Origin of the sequence: Arcobacter aquimarinus, assembly GCF_013177635.1 — a bacterium.
GTDB classification, from domain to species: domain Bacteria; phylum Campylobacterota; class Campylobacteria; order Campylobacterales; family Arcobacteraceae; genus Aliarcobacter; species Aliarcobacter aquimarinus.
Genome location: NZ_CP030944.1, coordinates 2,018,084 through 2,036,962, shown reverse-complemented (window position 1 = coordinate 2,036,962; position 18,879 = coordinate 2,018,084). Strand labels below are relative to the sequence as shown.

At 27.4% G+C, this 18,879-nt stretch carries 20 protein-coding genes and 2 tRNA genes; 7 read left to right on the top strand and 15 right to left on the bottom strand.

Translation table 11 applies throughout. From position 1 onward, the window contains the following. Positions 1 to 21 precede the first annotated feature (21 nt). From AAQM_RS10290 to tlyA, 7 genes are all read right to left on the bottom strand, one after another. Positions 22 to 807, bottom strand: coding sequence for a YihY/virulence factor BrkB family protein (locus tag AAQM_RS10290; protein WP_129095699.1), 786 nt, complete (start codon positions 805 to 807; stop codon positions 22 to 24). Between the two features lie 15 nt (positions 808 to 822). Further along, the gene (locus tag AAQM_RS10285) at positions 823 to 2,211 is read right to left on the bottom strand and encodes an FAD-binding oxidoreductase (protein WP_129095700.1); all 1,389 of its coding nucleotides are present in this window, start codon (positions 2,209 to 2,211) and stop codon (positions 823 to 825) included. Next, on the bottom strand, positions 2,211 to 3,218 hold the full coding sequence (locus AAQM_RS10280) for a plasminogen-binding N-terminal domain-containing protein (RefSeq protein ID WP_129095701.1): 1,008 nt from the start codon (positions 3,216 to 3,218) through the stop codon (positions 2,211 to 2,213). The genes AAQM_RS10285 and AAQM_RS10280 overlap by 1 nt, the downstream gene beginning before the upstream one ends. Positions 3,219 to 3,230: 12 nt before the next feature. Further along, positions 3,231 to 3,737, bottom strand: a complete 507-nt coding sequence (gene bcp / locus AAQM_RS10275; protein ID WP_129095702.1) for a thioredoxin-dependent thiol peroxidase — start codon at positions 3,735 to 3,737, stop codon at positions 3,231 to 3,233. A gap of 82 nt (positions 3,738 to 3,819) precedes the next feature. Continuing rightward, positions 3,820 to 4,530, bottom strand: a complete 711-nt coding sequence (gene cmoA / locus AAQM_RS10270) for a carboxy-S-adenosyl-L-methionine synthase CmoA (RefSeq protein ID WP_128987378.1) — start codon at positions 4,528 to 4,530, stop codon at positions 3,820 to 3,822. A 24-nt stretch (positions 4,531 to 4,554) separates the two neighbouring features. After that, on the bottom strand, positions 4,555 to 5,400 hold the full coding sequence (locus AAQM_RS10265; protein WP_129095703.1) for a bifunctional riboflavin kinase/FAD synthetase: 846 nt from the start codon (positions 5,398 to 5,400) through the stop codon (positions 4,555 to 4,557). Further along, positions 5,369 to 6,079 (bottom strand): 23S rRNA (cytidine-2'-O)-methyltransferase TlyA, encoded by a 711-nt coding sequence (gene tlyA, locus AAQM_RS10260; RefSeq protein ID WP_129095704.1) that lies wholly within the window; start codon positions 6,077 to 6,079, stop codon positions 5,369 to 5,371. The genes AAQM_RS10265 and tlyA overlap by 32 nt, the downstream gene beginning before the upstream one ends. A 14-nt stretch (positions 6,080 to 6,093) precedes the next feature. Here tlyA and AAQM_RS10255 point away from each other — a divergent pair, with 14 nt between their 5' ends. Both AAQM_RS10255 and AAQM_RS10250 read left to right on the top strand, forming a co-directional pair. Next, complete coding sequence (locus AAQM_RS10255) at positions 6,094 to 6,666, top strand: YigZ family protein (protein WP_129095705.1); 573 nt, start codon at positions 6,094 to 6,096, stop codon at positions 6,664 to 6,666. Positions 6,667 to 6,698: 32 nt separating this feature from the next. Further along, positions 6,699 to 8,138 carry a type II secretion system protein GspD gene (locus AAQM_RS10250; RefSeq protein WP_129095706.1) on the top strand — a complete coding sequence of 480 codons (1,440 nt, stop codon included), beginning with the start codon at positions 6,699 to 6,701 and terminating at the stop codon, positions 8,136 to 8,138. Here AAQM_RS10250 and AAQM_RS10245 read toward each other — a convergent pair. The 3 genes from AAQM_RS10245 to murA all read right to left on the bottom strand — a co-directional run bounded on the left by AAQM_RS10245 (position 8,135) and on the right by murA (position 11,226). After that, entirely contained in the window at positions 8,135 to 8,758 is a 624-nt protein-coding gene (locus AAQM_RS10245) for an HNH endonuclease (RefSeq protein WP_171920712.1), read from the bottom strand. The two genes, AAQM_RS10250 and AAQM_RS10245, sit on opposite strands and share 4 nt — an antisense overlap. Before the next feature lie 10 nt (positions 8,759 to 8,768). Next, on the bottom strand, positions 8,769 to 9,863 hold the full coding sequence (locus AAQM_RS10240) for a DUF5644 domain-containing protein (RefSeq protein ID WP_129095707.1): 1,095 nt from the start codon (positions 9,861 to 9,863) through the stop codon (positions 8,769 to 8,771). A 97-nt stretch (positions 9,864 to 9,960) separates the two neighbouring features. Next, complete coding sequence (gene murA, locus AAQM_RS10235) at positions 9,961 to 11,226, bottom strand: UDP-N-acetylglucosamine 1-carboxyvinyltransferase (RefSeq protein ID WP_129095708.1); 1,266 nt, start codon at positions 11,224 to 11,226, stop codon at positions 9,961 to 9,963. Between the two features lie 101 nt (positions 11,227 to 11,327). On the opposite strand from murA, the gene AAQM_RS10230 reads away from it, so the two are divergent. From AAQM_RS10230 to kdsA, 5 genes are read left to right on the top strand one after another with little or no spacing between them, the layout of a single operon-like run. Further along, positions 11,328 to 12,212: a DMT family transporter gene (locus AAQM_RS10230; RefSeq protein ID WP_129095709.1), complete on the top strand. Its 885-nt coding sequence runs from the start codon at positions 11,328 to 11,330 to the stop codon at positions 12,210 to 12,212. A gap of 1 nt (position 12,213) precedes the next feature. Beyond that, entirely contained in the window at positions 12,214 to 13,947 is a 1,734-nt protein-coding gene (locus AAQM_RS10225) for an FMN-binding glutamate synthase family protein (RefSeq protein WP_129095710.1), read from the top strand. Continuing rightward, on the top strand, positions 13,934 to 14,311 hold the full coding sequence (locus tag AAQM_RS10220) for a DUF6394 family protein (RefSeq protein WP_129095711.1): 378 nt from the start codon (positions 13,934 to 13,936) through the stop codon (positions 14,309 to 14,311). The genes AAQM_RS10225 and AAQM_RS10220 overlap by 14 nt, the downstream gene beginning before the upstream one ends. A 9-nt stretch (positions 14,312 to 14,320) precedes the next feature. Further along, the gene (locus AAQM_RS10215) at positions 14,321 to 16,009 is read left to right on the top strand and encodes a potassium channel family protein (RefSeq protein ID WP_129095712.1); all 1,689 of its coding nucleotides are present in this window, start codon (positions 14,321 to 14,323) and stop codon (positions 16,007 to 16,009) included. Further along, positions 16,006 to 16,815, top strand: coding sequence for a 3-deoxy-8-phosphooctulonate synthase (gene kdsA, locus AAQM_RS10210; protein ID WP_129095713.1), 810 nt, complete (start codon positions 16,006 to 16,008; stop codon positions 16,813 to 16,815). The genes AAQM_RS10215 and kdsA overlap by 4 nt, the downstream gene beginning before the upstream one ends. Before the next feature lie 59 nt (positions 16,816 to 16,874). Here the strand turns inward: kdsA and AAQM_RS10205 are convergent. The 5 genes from AAQM_RS10205 to ribH all read right to left on the bottom strand — a co-directional run bounded on the left by AAQM_RS10205 (position 16,875) and on the right by ribH (position 18,710). Further along, positions 16,875 to 16,951: transfer RNA gene (locus tag AAQM_RS10205), tRNA-Ile, on the bottom strand. A 4-nt stretch (positions 16,952 to 16,955) separates the two neighbouring features. Then, a tRNA-Ser gene (locus AAQM_RS10200) sits at positions 16,956 to 17,046 on the bottom strand. A gap of 93 nt (positions 17,047 to 17,139) precedes the next feature. Beyond that, positions 17,140 to 17,838: an orotidine-5'-phosphate decarboxylase gene (gene pyrF / locus AAQM_RS10195; protein WP_129095714.1), complete on the bottom strand. Its 699-nt coding sequence runs from the start codon at positions 17,836 to 17,838 to the stop codon at positions 17,140 to 17,142. 3 nt (positions 17,839 to 17,841) lie between these two features. Further along, positions 17,842 to 18,237 carry a transcription antitermination factor NusB gene (gene nusB, locus AAQM_RS10190; protein WP_129095715.1) on the bottom strand — a complete coding sequence of 132 codons (396 nt, stop codon included), beginning with the start codon at positions 18,235 to 18,237 and terminating at the stop codon, positions 17,842 to 17,844. A gap of 2 nt (positions 18,238 to 18,239) precedes the next feature. After that, positions 18,240 to 18,710, bottom strand: a complete 471-nt coding sequence (gene ribH, locus AAQM_RS10185) for a 6,7-dimethyl-8-ribityllumazine synthase (RefSeq protein ID WP_129095716.1) — start codon at positions 18,708 to 18,710, stop codon at positions 18,240 to 18,242. Between the last annotated feature and the right edge of the window lie 169 nt (positions 18,711 to 18,879).

Genomic DNA, 18,879 nt, shown 5'->3' with positions numbered 1-18,879 from the left:
TATAACTTTACAATTTAAAATTTATAAATTATCTTTTCTCAACTGTTCTTGAATATTTAATCTATGACACATTTTAATTCCATATAAATAAATAATCCATGAGATATAAATCCAAAAAAAAGTAAATAATAAAGTTGCAAGGGAACCATAAATGGTTGCATAAGTTTTATTATAAATTACATAATAAACAAATAAATTCTTTGTAACAGTAATAACAATAAACGTTAGCAAAGAGGAAATAATAGCTGCTTTATTGTTTATCTTTCTATTTACGCTTAATTTAAATAGAGTAAAAAATATTAACCATCCAAAGATATAAGATAAAACTATTTCTATAAAAATATTATTATAAATAGACATTATTATATTTGAAGCAACAAAAAGTAATGCAACTACTATTAAATATAAAGTATAAAAGATAAAAGAAAATTGAATAGATTTTCTTTTTGTTTTATGAATTTTATTTACTATGTATTCATAATCTTTAAAGAACATTATAAAAACAAATGTCATATAAATTAAACCTAATAATCCTAATTGGTTGGAGTTCGATATATATTTTTTTAAAGTTTCAACTATTTCTGTTGAGTGAGTTGGATTTATAAGGTTAAAAATATAGTTTGTAAAGATATCAATATAGTTGTCAAATTCAGAAAAATTTGAGATTATTGCAATAACAAGGGCAATTATTGGTAAGATAGAGAAAATGGTAAAAAAGCTTAAAGAAGCTGCATAATAAGTTGTATCATCATTGAAAAATGAATCTAACCCATCAATTAACTTTCTTAAGATGCTTTTTTCTTCCATATTATTCTCTTATCATTAAAGTCCCATTTTAAATGGATTTAAAATATTATTTGGGTCAAATGCTTTTTTGATACTTCTGAATAAGTTCATTTCAGCTTCACTAAACGCAATATGCATAAATGGAGCTTTAGATGTTCCAATTCCATGCTCACCACTTAAAGTTCCACCTAAATCAACAACATATTGGAAAATTTCTTCAATGGCTTTATGTCCATCTTCCATCTCTTTTGGATTTGTTTTATCTTTTACCATTACATTTACGTGAATATTTCCATCTCCTGCATGTCCAAAACATGGAACTTGGAAACCATATTTTTCACCAATTTTGTATATTCCATCCAATGCAACTGGAAGTTTACTTCTTGGAACAGAAATATCTTCATTTAATTTTTTAGTTCCATAAATCATCGTTGCTGGACTTGCATTACGTCTAGCAAACCATAATTTTTTACCTTCTTCTTCATTTTGTGCAACAATAAAATCAATAGAACCATTTGCAGCAAATGATTCTTTTAAAGTTTGAAGTTGTGAATCAATCTCTGCTTGGCTACTTGCATCCACATCTCCTACTAAAATTCCACCTGCATGTTCTGGTAGGCTTATTTGAGGAAATTTTTGTCTTAAAGCTTTTATAACAAGTGCATCTAAAAATTCCATAGCAACAGGATTTGCACCAGCTGCTAGAGATTTAAATACAGCAGTCATTGCCGTATCAACAGAAGGGAAAACACCCATATATGTTTGTTTAAACTTTGGTTTTGGAATCAATTTTAAAGTGATTTCAGTAATAATAGCTAATGTTCCTTCACTCGCTATCAAAATACCAGCAGTGTTATATCCGGCAACATCTTTTATTGTTTTTTTACCAGCAACAATAATATCTCCATTTGGTAAAACAGCTCTTAATGCCATTACATAATCTTTTGTAATTCCATATTTAGCAGCTCTCATTCCACCTGCATTTTCACTTACATTTCCTCCAAGTGTTGAGTACTCTTCACTTGCTGGATCTGGCGGATAAAATAATCCAACAGCTTCAACTGCTTTTTGGAACTCCATATTTATAAGTCCTGGTTGAACAACTCCAACCATATTTTCCATATCAATTTCTAAAAGCTTATTCATATGTCGCTCTAATGAAAGAATAATTCCTCCATTTGCTGGTAGTGCCCCACCTGTAAATCCAGAACCAGCACCTCTTGGTACAATTATTATTTTGTGTTCATTACAATACTTTAAAATATCGCTTATATCTTGCTCATGTCGTGGAAATACAACTGCATCTGGTTCAAATCTTGTTCTTGTTGCATCATAACAAAAAGCTATTAAATGAGCTTTATCACTTTTTATATTTTCAAGACCAACAATAGAAGTTATATAATCTAAATGTTTTTTATCAATCATTATTTTAATCCTAAAATTCTTTTGTAATATTCATCATAGTTTGATTTTTTATCTTCACTGAAGAAATCAAAGAATGATGAGTTAAAAATTGATTCTTCAATATCTTCAACTCTTGTGTAAAATGGCATTTGCTTTTCAGCACTTTCATAAGCAAAAGCGTAGCTTTCTAAAATTGTAAAAGTTTTTGTATCAAGTACATAAACTTTATTATCTAAAACAAAAAATATTGTGCCTAAATTTTGTTCAATTGCAAATTTTTGAATATCTTCTTTTGTTGGATAAGGTTTGTTTTCTACTTTTAATTTTGCTGCAAAAATATCAGAATGCATAAAATTATTTAGTTTGAAGTTTTCTCTTACTGCTTGAAAAGAGTCTAGTGTTGGAGCAATTAAAAGTGATGAGTTATACATATAATTTAAAATTAATATATCATTTTCTGTAACACTTCTATTTGAAGTAGGAATAGCATCTTGAGTTAAATCATTAAAAGGAAAAAATTCAACAACAGAAGAATTTTCATTTGAACTAATAACTTTTGCATTTGAAACTATTAATCTTTTATCATTATCATAAATATGAACTACAATCCCTGATTGTCCAACTATTAAATTTCCAATATCAATATTGCTTTTATTGTTATTAATATTTGTTACTTTTGCACCAATTGGTTTTATAGAAAATTCACCTTTTGATAAACTCAATTGTTGATTAACATTTTTTTGTGAAGTTACAGATGACTTTTTATTATCATCTTTATAAAAATAGTATGAATAATTAAATTTATTTCCAACAGGTTGTAATTTTATATCTAAAACTTGCCATCCACTATTTTTCATATCTTCTAAAGTTTGTATTCCTTTACAAACTTCTCCATCTAAAGGAGTTGTTTCGATTAATGAAGGTTTTTCTAGTCCATTTTTAAAACAAATAGTCTCTTGTGCTAATAGATTGTTTGATAGTAAAACAGCTGCACTTAAAAATAAAACTTTATTGAACATTTTTTTCATACTTATTCCTAATTAATTTGATTGTAATTCTTGAAGTTTTTCTCTAACTTCATCCACATGTAAAACTTCTATCTTTTCACCTTTTACACTCTTTTTCTTTCTAACACTTACTTTATCCCAAATAGCTGCAATTTTTCCTTCAGGATTAATAATAAATGTACTTCTAACAACTCCCATAAACTCTTTACCCATAAATTGTTTTAACTGCCAAACTCCATAATCTTCACACATTTTTTTATTTGTATCAGACAGAAGAGTTATTGTTAAATCATATTTATCAATAAATTTTCTATGTTTTTCAGTATCATCCGCACTAACACCTAAAATTACTGCATCTAAATCATCAAAAAAAGAGTGTTTATCTGTAAAATCACAAGCTTGAGTTGTACATCCTGGTGTTAAATCTTTTGGATAAAAGTATAAAACTATCCATTTCCCTGCTAAATCTCTTGAACAAATCTCTACATCATCTTGATTTGGTGCACAAAAACTAGGTGCTATGTCTCCAACTTTTAACATCATATTTCCTTTCAAATTAGTTCCCAATTTGAAAGGGAACCATTATTTTTTAATTTGAAAAAGCTTTAAAATAAAGCCTTTGCTATTTTTTTATTGCTATAAATGTTGCAAAATTTACCCATTTGAAAATTGTTTCACAATGACTAAATCCAGCATCTAAAATCATTTTTTTATTTTCTTCTTCAGTATAAGGTATAAGTACATTTTCTAAAGCTTCTCTTTTTTGAGCTATTTCAAATTCACTGTAACCTTGAGTTTTTTTGAATTCATAATATTCATCAATAGATTGTTTATTTAAAGTTGAATTTGAAGATATCACTTTTTCACTAAAAATAAATATACCTTTATCTTGTAGTGAATCATATATTTTTTTTACTAATTTTTCTCTTTGTAGAGGTCTAATGAATTGTAAAGTGTAGTTTGAAAGAATAAGTTTTGCTTCATCATAAGAAACATCATGTAAATCAGCATTTATAAACTCTATGTCAACTCCAAAAGCTTTTGCTTTTTTTGCTGCTCTATTTAACATAGCAACAGAGTTATCAATTCCTATTAGTTTTAGATTATTTTTACAATGGTGACTTAGTTCTATTAGCGTTGAAGCAGTTGAACAACCTAAATCATAAACTTTGTCATTTTCATTTAAAAAATTGCAAGCAAAATTTATTGATAATCTTTGCATCTCTTTATAAAAAGGAACAGAACGGTTTAACATATCATCAAATACTGATGCTACTTCTTCATCAAATTCGAATTGTTTTGTAATTGATTTATTAAATACTTTATCTATCATCTTAATATTTTATCTAAATGCATATTAATAAATATTAATAAAGTAATCTTTAGTTAGATTAATATCCTTTAAAATCTGATTTTTTAGTTCTTCAAAGCTTTCAAATTTTTGATTATCTCTTATTTTTTTTATAAATTTTATTTGAGTTGTATAGTTATTCTCTTTTATCTCTTCATCTAAAATGTGAGTTTCCACAGCATAACTTCCATCTGTTGTTACTCTATGTCCTAAAAAAGTAATAGAGTTATATTCTTTATTGTCTAAAATAGTTTTCGTAATATAAACTCCTTCTTTTGGAAGTAAAAACTCTTTTACTTTTAGATTTATTGTTGGTACAAAATTTTTAGCGCCTAATCCTTGTCCTGTTATTTGTTGTCCATAGATTTTGTACTCTTTTCCTAAAAGTTTATTTGCCATTTGAATATCACCATCTTTTAGGTATTCTCTTATAACTCTTGAATGAACAGGTATATTTTCGACTTTTATTTCATCAATAACTACAACAACTCCATCAAAAAGTTCCTTTAATTTTTCAGTACAATATCTTCTGTTTTTTCCAAAACAAAAATCATAACCTACAACTATTTTTTTTAATTTTGGAAACTCTTCATTTAAAAGTTTTACAAATAAATCACCTTCTAAATGTTTTATACTATCAAGGACATAATAATAAATAGGATAGATACTATACTCTTGTCTATATCTTTTGGGTGTCAAATTTGCATATCCAGATTCAATTGAAACAATTGCTCCATTTTCATCTAAATTTTTAAAAAGTTCTTGATGTGCAACATGCATTCCATCAAATCCACCAATAGCTATAGAAGTTATTGTATTTTTATTTACTAAAATAGAAGAGCTCTTCTTCATTTCCATCTTTTCCTTGTAGTTTACTAAGACTTGAGTATTTTAAATTCCAATTTAATGCAAGTGTAGAATCTACAAATTTTTGTCTAGCTTTAATAATGGCATTTTTATCTTTTACCACACCTTTTTTATCTCTTTTTACATTTGTTCCAACTTCAAATTGGGGTTTAAATAAAATAATTATATCTTTTGAAGCTAGGCGATTTATGTCATTTAAGATATTTAAAATAGAGATAAAAGAAACATCACAAGTTACAATTTCAAATATATCTTCACTTTGAAAATTTCTTATATCAGTGTTTTCAAAAAAAGTGATCTTAGGATGGTGTTTGATTCTTTCGTGAAGTTGATTTGAACCAACATCAACACAAGTTACACTTGATACTTCATTTTCAAGTAAAACTTGAGTAAATCCACCTGTACTACTTCCAATATCAAGAGTATTTTTATTTTTTAAATCAAAATATTTTAATTCTTGTAAAAAATATTTTAATTTATAAGCAGCTCTTGATACATAAAAATCATCTTCTAAAATCTCAACTTTATGAGTTTGCTCAACATTAAAAGAGGGTTTTGATATAATCTCTCCATCAATTTTAACTTTATCTGATTTTATTAATTCAAGAGCTTTGTTTCTGCTTTGAATATTAAAGGTTTGTGTTAAATATAAATCCAATCTCATGGGGGCAATTATAGTTGAAATTTGTTCAAAAAGAGTTTAGTTTTACTTTTGAAGAGAAAAAATCAAAATTTATAGCTTTTTTATTTCCTTATTCTATGTTTGATGAAATAATGGCTAAATTAAGAATTGAACATCCAAAAGCTAGACATTTTGTTTATGCATATAGATATTTAAATGAATTTGGTCAAATTGTTGAAAATAGTAGCGATGATGGAGAACCAAAAGGAACAAGTGGAAAACCAAGCCTTGCTGTAATGGCAGGAGCCCAAATAATAAATAGTGCAGTAATAATAGTGCGATATTTTGGCGGAATAAAACTTGGAACTGGTGGCTTAGTTCGAGCTTATGGGGATAGTGTAAATGAAGTTATAAAAATAGCAACTTTTAAAGAGTATCAAAAACTAATAATAAAAACTTTAGAATGCGAATATAGTGAACTCTCACTTCTTGAATATCTTTTAAATCAAGAAGAAATAAACATAAAATCAAAAGATTTTTCTACAAATGTAAAACTAACAATAGAATTAACAAATGAACAATTTGAACATTTAAACACTTTACTTTCAAGAAATATTAAAGTATTATAATAATCTTAATTATTATTTATTGGAGTATTTTTATGAAACTTATTTTTATTTCTATCTTTTTTACAATCAATCTATTTTCAAATGAGTTTATAAATATTAATTTTAAAGATTTAAAAATTAGTGAATTACTAAAAGTAAGTTCTAAAATTTTAGATAAAAACATACTAATAAGTCAAAATATAGAAGGCAATGTGGATTTTATTCCAAAAGGAAATTTAAAAAAGAGTGATTTATTAAATATTTTACATATGGTTCTTCAAGATAAAGGTTTTTCTTTAGTTGAAGAAAAAAATATTTTAAGAGTTGTGCCATTGATTGAAATAAAAAAAGATGATGAAAATATTCCTCAAGAAAGAAAAGAGGTAAAGGTAATACCTTTAAAAAATATTGATGCAACAAATATAATAAAAATATTAGAAGAGATTATAAATAAAAAAGAGTACGAAAAAACATATAAAAAACCTTTAGTATCTTTAGAAAGTGAATCAAACTCTATCATTTTAATGGGAATAAAAGAGGAGATTTCTTATATAACAGAACTTATAAATGAACTTGATAAAGAAAAAACACAAGTTTATGTACAAGCTAGAATCATTGAAGTAAATGATGAATTAGTTAATCAAATAGGTCTTTCTTATGGAATTTTCGGAGCAAAAAGTAATGGAAATGTATTGGCTAGTTTCTCTTCAAGTTTAAATAAGGGCTCTATTCCATCTTTTTCTATTGAAGGATTAAAAATACCTGATATGGTTTCTGGATTAGCTCTTGGAGCTAGTTTAAATTTGCTTCGACAAAAAGGTGCTTTAGATATAGTATCTGAACCATCAATTTTAGCTGTAAATAACAAAGAGAGTTCTATTTATGTTGGAGAAACAATATCTATAAAAGTTTCAAGTAGTATTAGTGATGGAGGAACTACAAGAGAAAACTATGAAAGAGAAGATGTGGGTTTAACTTTGAAAGTAAAACCTAGAATTTCAAATGATACAAAAGTTACCTTAGAAATAGAGACTATTTTAGAAGGTGTTAAAACAACTCAAACTATAAGTGGAAATGCTGATACTTCAAAAAAAAGAATAGAAACAACGGCTATTTTAAACAATGGTGAAAGTGTAATAATTGGAGGTTTGATTGAAAATAAATCAGAAAAAACCCAACAAAAAGTTCCAGTTTTAGGAGATGTTCCTTTATTTGGAGAGTTGTTTAAAAATAGTGTTGAAAATAGTAAAAAAAATAATTTAGTTGTAATTGTAACTCCTTATTTAATACCAAAAGCAAAAGATATAACTTTTATTAGAAATAAACTTAGTGAATTAAAAGAGTTAGAGGATAAGTATTTGGAAAAATCACTTTTAAAATTAAAAGAGGAACAAGATAAAAAAAGGTTAATTCAAGAACCAAATGAGCCAAAAAATAAAGAAATTATGACAGATGAACATAAAAAAAGAGTAAAAGATATTTTGGGCTATTAATATTTTGCAATGTTATATAGCTTATCATTTATACTCAACGAAGAGATAGTTCCTTTTGGATTTTTTGAATTTAAAATTTTGTTACAATCTACACATAAACAAATAAGATTTTCAAAGTTATACCCACCACCATTTTCTATATCTTTTACAAAATTTATATATACATCAGAAGTTGTTAACAACATATGCCCACATCTATCACAAACTCTGTTGTCTCTTCTATGAGCCATATCTTTTCTTTGAATCCAATCACTAGGAGGTTTTGGATTAGATTTTGATTTTTCATCATATCCAACCCAAAGTTTATCTTTTGATATTGATTTTTGAGTCTCTTTTTTGTAGTTAAAATTATAGAACTGTTCTATTAAGTTTTCTATCAACAAAGATTTTCTAAGTTCTATATTTTGCTCATTTTTTGTTTTTTGAACAATTGAATAATCAATTTTGATTTTAGGATAATTTTTTTCCATATAAATTTTTATATCTTTTAAGAATAAATCAAAATTATCAGAGCTTGTTGAATAATACTTTTTAAATATAGTTTTTCTATAAACATAAAGAGGTAAGATACTAGATAATAAAAGGCATGAATATATTACAAACTCTATATCTAGTATCAATATCTTGCCTTTATATTATTTCAGGGTTTACTTGATGAAGTTCAAGTGTTTTTTTAGCCTCTTTGTGATTTCCACAAGCTAATTTCTGAAGTTCATTTTTGTGAATAATTGGTAAAATTACATCTCTTCCACAAATTTTTTCTAATTCTTTTCTATTATAATCAAAAATATAAAAATCTTCATTTGTATCAACAACTAAAAAATCAGCATTATTATCAAAAGCATCAAGTAAAATAGTAATTGCTACATGATAAGTAATTAATGGATTTTTATTAAAAGTATTTTTAGCTAAATCAAGTTTTGTAGAGTTTAATTTTAGAATATTTGCATCTAATTTATTTAATAAATCAAAAGTCTGTTTTGAATCATTTGATGGATAATATGCAATATTAAAATCTTTAAAATCATGTTTTATTTCATAATTTTCATCGAATGTTCCAAAATCAATAATCAAAGTTTTGTTTATTCTAAAGTTTTGTTTATCAAGTTCTTCAAATAGATTTAATTTTTTTTGAATTTCTATGATTTTATCTTCAATATTATTATCAAAATTATAGATTCTATCTTTTAAACTTGTATGAAAAGATGCACCTATTTCTTGTTGTTTTAAACTATCTAATATATGATTTTGAACTTGTGGATTTTTTTGGATTAAATCATGAGCTAAAATTAAAATAGCATCACCAATATAATCACTTCTGTAATTTAAAGTATTAGAAGCATAATAGTAAGGTTTTAAACTTAGATAATTACTTTTATCTTCTTCTTTTATAAAATCTTTTAAAATATCAATTCTTTCTTTAAAATCTTTATCATCAATCAATAAATCATTATAGGCTCTTCTAATTGAAATAGGTTCAATTGTAAGTTCTTTTCCAAAGTTATCAACTAATTCTTTTATAGAAATAGATGCTTTAGTAAAAACTTCATTTACTACTAAATCAAAATTATCACTATTTTCAAAGCCTAATTTTTCATTTTTGTTTATAGTTTTTAAAATATCCAAAAGATTTTTTTCATTTTCCACTTTAAAAAAGTGTTTTGTGTAGTATGGTAAATAATCAGAGTTTTTATCAAATTTAAATAAAGAAATTTCTAGTTTCATAAATAATACCTTTTTTGTAATTGATAGGATTTTATTTAATTTATACTTAAAAGAAATGATAAGTGAATGATTTTATCACTTATCATTAAAAAGTGTGCTATTCTGTAAACCTTTTTACATTTGCACCTATTTTTGAAAGTTTTCCTTCTAGGTTTTCATAACCTCTGTCAAGATGGTAGATTCTATGAATATTTGTTTCACCAGTTGCAACAAGTGCTGCTAAAACCAATGCTGATGAAGCTCTTAAATCTGTAGCCATAACATCTGTACCATTTAAAGTTCCAGCTTTTCCGTTTATTGTTGCTGTGTTTCCATTTAGGTGAATATCAGCGCCAAGTCTTAAAAGTTCACTAACATGCATAAATCTATTTTCAAACAATCTTTCATCAATTGTACTTGTTCCATTTGCTTGAGTTGCAAGTGCCATAAACTGAGCTTGCATATCAGTTGGGAATCCTGGATATTCTGTTGTTATTATATTTACTGGCTTTATCTCTTTTGTAGGTAGAATTGTAACACTATTTTCATCTTGTAATACTTCAAAATTCATCTCTTCAAGTTTTGAAATAATCGCTTCTAAATGTAAAGGAATTACTTTTTCTATTTTTAATTTTTGATTTTTAATAGCAGCTGCACACATATAAGTTCCAGCTTCAATTCTATCTGGAATTACATCAAATGGTTTTATATCAAGAAGTTTTTGTGCTGTTCCTTCGATTATGATTTTTGAAGTTCCAATACCTTCTATTTTAACACCTGCTTCTTTAATTACTTCACAAAGCTGAACAATTTCAGGTTCTTTTGCTGCGTTTATTATAGTTGTAGTTCCATGGGCAAGTGCTGCTGCCATAACTGTATTTTCAGTTCCACCAACAGTTACTTTATCAAATACAATCTTTGCACCTTTTAAACCATTAGGAGCAGTTGCTTTTATATAACCATGTAAAATCTCTATTTTTGCACCCATTTGTTCTAGTGCTTTTAGATGTAAATCAACAGGTCTTTGACCAATTGCACAACCCCCTGGAAGTGAAACTTCACAAGTTCCAAATCTAGCTAAAATAGGTCCTAAAACCAAAATAGAAGCTCTCATTGTTTTTACAATATCATAAGTAGCTGTTGTGTTGTTTATTGTTGAAGTGTTTATTTTTACACTATTTCCATCTTTTTCAAAACTTCCACCTAGCTTTTTGATTAATTTTAAAAATGTATTAATATCGACAACATTTGGTAAGTTTCCAATAGTGATTTCATTTTTTCCTAAAATTGTACAAGCAATCAAAGGAAGAGCTGCATTTTTAGCACCTGATATTTCTACACTTCCTGAAATATCATTTCCTCCAACAATTTTTAAATATTCCATATTTCCCCTACAAATCTTTATATAAAGTGATTATATTATCCAAAATAATCTTTATTTAAAGCTATTATAAATACAATTTTCCCTTCAAAAAAAGGAAGCTTATGGAAGATCAAGTTAGCAAGGGCATAAAATATATGTTGATTGCTTCACTATTATTTGCATTTATGGGTGCTGTTGCTAAAGAATTAAGCGATTCTATGAGTTCAGTTGAAGTTGTATTTTTCAGAAATGTTTTTGGAGTTCTTTTAATATTAATTTCAATATATAACTCTCCCTTAAAACAGATTGGTGGAAAGTTTTGGTTACTTACTTTTAGAGGTGTTGCTGGATTTGTAGCTCTTTTATTTTTCTTTTATAATATTTCGCAAATTCCACTTGGAGAAGCTATGACTTTTTCTAAAACTTCTACTATTTTTACAGCTATTTTTGCTTATTTATTTTTAAAAGAGAAATTAGGATTTAAAGGTTGGTTAGGAGTTTTTGTAGGTTTTATTGGAATTGTATTTATTACAGAGTTTGATGGAAGTAGTCTAGAAAAAACAGATTATTTAGGAATATTATCAGGAGTAGGTGCTGCTCTTGCTTATACATCTGTTAGGGAACTTAGAAGTTATTATGATTCAAGAGCTATTGTTTTATCTTTTATGACAATTGGAACTATTGGACCACTTATTTTGATGATTATAGGAAGTTTTTATTCAAATCCAAATTTGGATTTTATGTTAGGAACATTTGTTATGCCAAAAGCTAGTGATTGGATTTATATTATTCTTTTAGGAGTTTTTGCCACATTTGCACAAATATATATGACAAAAGCTTATTCATTTGCTAAAGCTGGAATTATAGGAACTATTTCATATAGTAATATTGCTTTTTCGATAATTTTAGGACTTATTTTAGGTGATAGTTTTCCTTCTGTTTTGATAGTTTTAGGTATAATTTTGATAGTTTTTAGTGGAGTTTTAGTTTCAAGTAAAAAGGAATAATATGGAGTTAAGTTTTGTTGATGTTTTTTGGATTGTATTTGTTGTTGTAATTGTTGCTTGGTATATTCATGATAAATATGTACAAAGAGAACATCAATTACTTGTAAATTATCCAATTATTGGAAGATTAAGATATTTATTTGAAGAAGTTAGTGAACCTTTTAGACAATATTTTGGTGATGAAAAGTTCTACGAATCAAAGGACAAATTAGATTGGGTTTATAAAGCAGCAAGAGATAAACCAAATTATGCATCTTTTTCTCCATCTCAACCTTTAGCTAAGCCTAAATTTATGATAAGACATGCAAATATTGTTTTAAATGATGATGAGGTAGAAAATGATTTTAAAGTAGTTTTTGGAGAGAGAAGAAGAAAACCTTATATCTCAAAAAGTATAATAGCAAGGTCTGCTATGAGTGATGGTTCTATCTCTCCAGAAGGAACAAGAGCTTTTGTTCAAGGCTCTTATCTTGGAGGATTTCCAATAAATTCAGGTGAAGGTGGAGTTACATCAAACTTTTTTGTAACCCATGAAAATTATGATGAATCATATATGAAAATAGTTGATAGTACACATTTAAATAAATCTATAAAAAGATTTTTTAAATTCTTTTTCAATGGCTCACTTGCAGCTGATGTTTATAGAAAATTGGTTTTTAAAAATGACCCAGAAGCAGAAACATATATTTTGGATTTAAAAACAAAACGATTTTATAGACCAAATTGGGATGCACCTTTAGAAGTTTTTCCTAAAGAAGTTCCCTCTGATATGCCAGATATTGTATTTCAAATTAGTTCAGGACTTTATGGAGCTAGAGATAAAACAGGAAAATTTGATGAAGATAGATATCAAAAAGTGATGAGCTTTTGTCAAATGACAGAAATCAAAATTGCTCAAGGAGCAAAACAAACAGGTGGAAAACTTTCAGGTGCAAAAGTAACTCCAGCAATTGCATATTATAGAAATGTTGAAGCCTATAAAGATGTTTTTTCTCCAAATAGATTTCCTTATGCTAATACTATTGAGGAGTTATTTGATTTTGTTGGAAAACTTCAAGAGTTATCAGGGAAACCAGTAGGTATAAAAATAGTAATTTCAGATATGGAAAACATTGAACCTTATGCTAAAGAGATAAAAAGAAGAGTAGATGCTGGAATTGATGCTTATCCTGATTATATTACTCTTGATGCAGGAAGTGGTGGAAGCGCAACAGCACCACTTGAAATGATGGAAAGAGTTGGTTTAGATGTTAGAGATTCTGTTTATTTAGTAGATAAAATTTTAAAAGATTATGGAATTAGAGATAAAGTTAGAATTGTTGCAAGTGGAAAAATATTAACTCCTGATGATATTATAATTGTAATGAGTTTAGGAGCAGACTTCTTGCAAATAGCAAGAGGATTTATGATGAGTGCAGGTTGTATTAGAGCAAGATATTGTTCAGGAACAACAGGAAGACAATGTCCTGTTGGACTTGCAACTCAAGATAAAAGCAAAAGAAAAAAATATTTTGTGTTTAAACACGCAAATTATGTGGCAAATTATCATAAAAACCTTTTGAAAAATGTAAAAGGTTTATTAGCTATTATGGGGCTTAAAAATATAAAACAATTAGACCAAAAGAAATTACTTTTTGTAGATAAAAACTCAAGAGTACATGATAATCTTGATGAGGTATTTAGAAGAAAATTAGATTTAGGAAAAGATAAAGGAGAACAAAATGAATTTAGATAAGGTAATTTCAGGTTTTTTTATCATTTTAGCAATGACTCTAAATTTTGGTTTTTTTTATGGTGATATGCATACTATTGAAAGTCATAGTAAATATGAATTATTTGCGGCCATAGTTGTAAATTTAATAGCTACTATTCTAAAATTAGGTGATAAAACACAAGTTGGTTCTGTTTTATTAGCAACTTCATTGGTTGCAGATATTCAATTAATAGCAGCAGCTATTGTTTGGACTATCGCTGTTTATGGCTCTGGAATGAATAGTGAAATTATGGCTGTTATTGTATCTTTATCAGGTGGGGCATTACTTGCAAATTTAACTTCTGTTATATTGTATGTTGGTGATACATTAAAATCAAAAAGATAGAGTAAGATTTTGAAAAATAATTCATTATTTATAATATTACAAAAAATGAGAAAACCATTTTTAGTAATATTAATAACTTATGCTATTGCTATTTTAGGATTGACTTTGATAGATGGGGTTGATTCTGAAGGAAATGTATATAATATGAGCATTTTTGATGCTTTTTATTTTATTTCTTATACAGCAACAACTATTGGTTTTGGTGAAACTCCTTATGCTTTTACATATTCTCAAAGAATATGGGTTACTTTTTGTATTTATCTTACGGTTCTTGGTTGGTTTTATAGTATTGGTTCTTTAATCTCTTTATTTCAAGATAAGCTTTTTATTAGTGAACTTGAAAAAGCAAAGTTTTTAAGACAGATAAAAAATCTAAATGAAAGATTTATTGTGGTTTTAGATTATAATCAAATCACAAAAAAGATAATCTTAAAAGCAATGGAGCAAGGTTTACGAGCAGTTGTAATAGAAAGAGATAAGTCAAAGATAAATAATTTAAAGTTAGAAAACTTTACCCCAGTTGTTCCTATTTTACATACTGAAACTTATTCTGTAAAAGTTTTAGAAGCAGCTGGTCTAAAAAAAAGAAATTGCAAAGCCATAGTTTCGCTTTTTGAAAATGATGATTTAAATTTAAAAATAACACTAATTGCAAAAGCTTTAAATCCAAATGTAAAAGTTGCAGTAAAATCAACAACTTCAAATCATACAGAAAATCTAAAAGATTTAGATGCTGAGGTAATTGTAAATCCTTTTTCTATAATTTCATCAGAGATAAGTTTGGCTTTATGGTCTGCTAATTTATTTAAGATTGAAAAGTGGCTTTATGGAATTGATAATTTAAATGCCACTCTACCAATTTTTCCAAAAGGTTTATATATTATTTGTGGCTATGGAAGAATGGGTAAAAAAGTTTTTGAAAAATTAAATGAGCATGATATAGATGTAAAACTAATAGAAATAGATAAAAACAAAAATATGGAATTAACAAAAGATGAGATTTCACATTTAGTTTTTGGAAATGCAGATGATAGGGAGTTATTATTAGAAGTTGGAATAAAAGAAGCGGTTGCAATTGCTGTAATTACAGATAATGACACTACAAATTTATCTATTTTAGCAACGGCAAAAAAATTAAATCCAAATATAGTAACAATAGTAAGAGAAAATGATATAGCTGATGATTTTTTATTTAAAAATGCAAATATAAATCATATTTTTACTCCATCAAAAATTCTTGTAAATAAGGTTACAAATGCTTTACTTATGCCTCTTAGTGATAAATTTTTGAAGCTTATTATCAAAAAAGACAATATTTGGGCTTCAAAATTGGTAGCTAGGTTGTTGAAAGAAATAAATGAAAAACCTTTATTATTGGAACTTGAAATAAGTGAAAATAAAGCACCACAACTCTATAAATATTTACTTTCAAAAGAAAAATTAACTTTAAATTTACTAGGAACTTCTTTGTATAATAAAGAGTTAAAAAACAATGTTGTTCCATTGTTACTTCAAAGAGAAAATGATACAATATTACTTCCTTTATGGGAAGAAGAACTAAAAATAGGCGATAAAATTTTGTTAGCATGTGATAGTCATGCTAAAAATGATATAGAGTATATTTGCCAAAATATTTATGAATTTTATTATGCATTAACAGGCAAAGAAAAACAAACAATTTTAAAAGGATTTTTATGAAAATATTGACAGGACCATGTGTACTTGAAGATAGAGATACAGTTATGAGAATAGCTGAAAAGCTAAAACCACTAAGTGAAGATAAAAGAGTGGATTTTTATTTTAAAGCTAGTTTTGATAAAGCGAATAGAACAAGTATTAGTTCATTTAGAGGTCCTGGACTTGATGAAGGATTAAAACTATTTCAAGAGATAAAAGAGCAGTTTGGATATAAAGTAATAACAGATATTCATGAATCTTATCAAGCAGCACCAGCTGGTGAAATAATGGATATTTTACAAATTCCTGCATTTTTATGTAGACAGACGGATTTACTAGTAGCAGCTGCTAAAACACCTGCAATTATAAATATCAAAAAAGGGCAATTTTTAGCAGCAGATGCGATGAAACACCCAGTTGAAAAGATTTTAAATACAAGAGGGATTTTTGAAGTAAATTATGAAAATGCTCAAAAAGCAGGTGTTTGGCTTTGTGAAAGAGGAAATACTTTTGGATATGGTGCTTTAGTTGTGGATATGAGAAATCTAATTTTATTAAAACAGTATGCTCCTGTGATTTTTGATGCTACACATTCAGTTCAAATTCCAAGCACAGGAGGAACAACAGGAGGAAATTCATCTTTTGTTCCAGCTATGGCAAAAGCTGCTGCTGCTGTTGGTGTGGATGGCTTTTTCTTTGAAACACACATAGACCCAAGTGTAGCAAAAAGTGATGGACCAAATATGCTAAATATTGAAACTATGTATAAAACTGTTGAAGAGATTTTTGCAATACGAGAAGCTTTGGGATATAGTAGCAGTTTATAATCAAACAAAAAAAGCCCGATTTAAAAACTCCAAAGAGTTCATAAATTAGGCTTTGTAAGTGGTGGGTCATGAAGGACTCGAACCTTCGACCACTCGGTTATGAGCCGAGTGCTCTAACCAGCTGAGCTAATGACCCACGATGGCGGACAGTGAGGGATTTGAACCCTCGGTACCGTTGCCAGTACGTCTCCTTAGCAGGGAGGTGGTTTCAGCCAGCTCACCCAACTGTCCATATTCAGCTGTTTGATTTTAATACTATAAAATCAGGACGGGAATTATAATATCATATCTCTTAAATATCACTTAAAATATAAAAAAGAGATATTAAATATTTTTTAATATCTCTTCTACTACTTTTTTTGGATTTTCAGATTTATATATAGGTCTTCCAACAACTATAAAATCAACTAAATTTTCTTTCGAAAATGGAATATTTGCAACTCTTTTTTGATCACCACTTTCTTCACCAAAAGGTCTAATACCAGGGCATAAAGTGATAAACTCTTTTGAAGTGTTATTTTTTATATCAAAACTTTCATACGCAGAACAAACAACTCCATCAACTCCTGATTCAAAAGTATCTATTGCAAATTGTGTTGCTTTTGTATTTATATCTTCATTATAGATAGCTTTAAAACTATCATTATCAAAAGAGGTAAGAGCAGTAACTGCTAGAACTAAAGGTTTATTTGGAATATCTTTGATTCTATCCATCACTGTTTTCATGGCTTCTACACCTGAACTTGCATGAACGTTGAACATATCAACTATTCCAAAATTTGCTATTTCTTGAGCAGCATCTGCCATGGTATTTGGAATATCATAAAGTTTTAAATCCAAAAATATTTTAAAGTTTGGATTTATAGCTTTTAAATCTTCTAAAAACTTTTTTCCATCTCTTATAAAACTTCTAAAACCAACTTTTAGCCATACATCAAAATCTTTGATTTGTTCTACTAATTCAAGGTTTTCTTTTACTGTTGGTAAATCCAAAGAGATACATAATTTCATAGCATTATTCATAATCTAAGCCTTTATTACTTTATCAAGTAGACCATTTACAAACTTTGGAGCACCATCACTTGCTAATCTTTTTGATAATTCAATTGCTTCATTTATTATGATAGCTTTTGGTAAATCTTCAAATAAAATCTCATAAATAGCAAGTCTTAAAATAGATTTTTCAACTGAACCCAAATCATCTAAAGTTCTTTGATTTAGGTGAGTTACAATTTCATTGTCAATTTTTTCGATATTTGTAACTGTACCGTTGAAAAGTTTTAGTGCGAACTCTTTTTGTTGATTTCTAATTTTTTTTTCTTCTAAGATCTCATCTACAAATTTTACAATACCTTCATTTCCTAAATCATAGGCATAAAGTAGTCCTATTACTGACTCCCTTGCTTGTGTTCTTGTTGCCAAAATTATTTCTCCATTTCAGAGTATAAATCTAACATTTCAATGATTGTAATCATAGCTTCAGCACCTTTATTTCCTACTTTTGAACCAGCTCTCTCAATTGCTTGTTCTATTGTATCAGTTGTTAAAACACCATTTGATACAGGTTTTCCATGTTTTATTCCAACTGTTGCGATACCTTTTGTAGCTTCTGCTGAAATATAGTCAAAATGTGGAGTTGCTCCTCTAATAACTGCACCTACACAACAAACAGCATCATATTTTCCACTCGATAGTGCTTTTTCAAGAGCAAAAGGAATTTCAAAAGCACCAGGCACTAATATTAGTTCTAAATTTTCTTCATTTCCACCATGTCTTTTGAAAGCATCACGTGCACCTTCTACTAATCTATCTGTAATGATATGATTAAATCTTCCATTGATAATAGCAATCTTTTCATTACCTTTTAATCTTAAATTACCTTCAATTACTTTCATTTGTTTCTCCAAAATTTGTAGTTTTAAGCTAGATTATATCCTAAATGTTCTTTAAAAATAGAAACTTATGTTTTGTTAAAAGAGATTTTGAAATAAAATTTTAGAAAATATTATTAAACACCTTTAAAGAGTAAATAAGCTACAATTCGCGCCTTAAAAAATGTCAAAT

Coding starts and splice junctions, on each gene's coding strand:
- AAQM_RS10290 (WP_129095699.1), bottom strand. CDS start 807: ATGGAAGAAAAAAGCATCTTAAGAAAGTTAATTGATGGGTTAGATTCA.
- AAQM_RS10285 (WP_129095700.1), bottom strand. CDS start 2,211: ATGATTGATAAAAAACATTTAGATTATATAACTTCTATTGTTGGTCTT.
- AAQM_RS10280 (WP_129095701.1), bottom strand. CDS start 3,218: ATGAAAAAAATGTTCAATAAAGTTTTATTTTTAAGTGCAGCTGTTTTA.
- bcp (WP_129095702.1), bottom strand. CDS start 3,737: ATGTTAAAAGTTGGAGACATAGCACCTAGTTTTTGTGCACCAAATCAA.
- cmoA (WP_128987378.1), bottom strand. CDS start 4,530: ATGATAGATAAAGTATTTAATAAATCAATTACAAAACAATTCGAATTT.
- AAQM_RS10265 (WP_129095703.1), bottom strand. CDS start 5,400: ATGAAGAAGAGCTCTTCTATTTTAGTAAATAAAAATACAATAACTTCT.
- tlyA (WP_129095704.1), bottom strand. CDS start 6,079: ATGAGATTGGATTTATATTTAACACAAACCTTTAATATTCAAAGCAGA.
- AAQM_RS10250 (WP_129095706.1), top strand. CDS start 6,699: ATGAAACTTATTTTTATTTCTATCTTTTTTACAATCAATCTATTTTCA.
- AAQM_RS10240 (WP_129095707.1), bottom strand. CDS start 9,863: ATGAAACTAGAAATTTCTTTATTTAAATTTGATAAAAACTCTGATTAT.
- murA (WP_129095708.1), bottom strand. CDS start 11,226: ATGGAATATTTAAAAATTGTTGGAGGAAATGATATTTCAGGAAGTGTA.
- AAQM_RS10230 (WP_129095709.1), top strand. CDS start 11,328: ATGGAAGATCAAGTTAGCAAGGGCATAAAATATATGTTGATTGCTTCA.
- AAQM_RS10225 (WP_129095710.1), top strand. CDS start 12,214: ATGGAGTTAAGTTTTGTTGATGTTTTTTGGATTGTATTTGTTGTTGTA.
- AAQM_RS10220 (WP_129095711.1), top strand. CDS start 13,934: ATGAATTTAGATAAGGTAATTTCAGGTTTTTTTATCATTTTAGCAATG.
- kdsA (WP_129095713.1), top strand. CDS start 16,006: ATGAAAATATTGACAGGACCATGTGTACTTGAAGATAGAGATACAGTT.
- pyrF (WP_129095714.1), bottom strand. CDS start 17,838: ATGAATAATGCTATGAAATTATGTATCTCTTTGGATTTACCAACAGTA.
- ribH (WP_129095716.1), bottom strand. CDS start 18,710: ATGAAAGTAATTGAAGGTAATTTAAGATTAAAAGGTAATGAAAAGATT.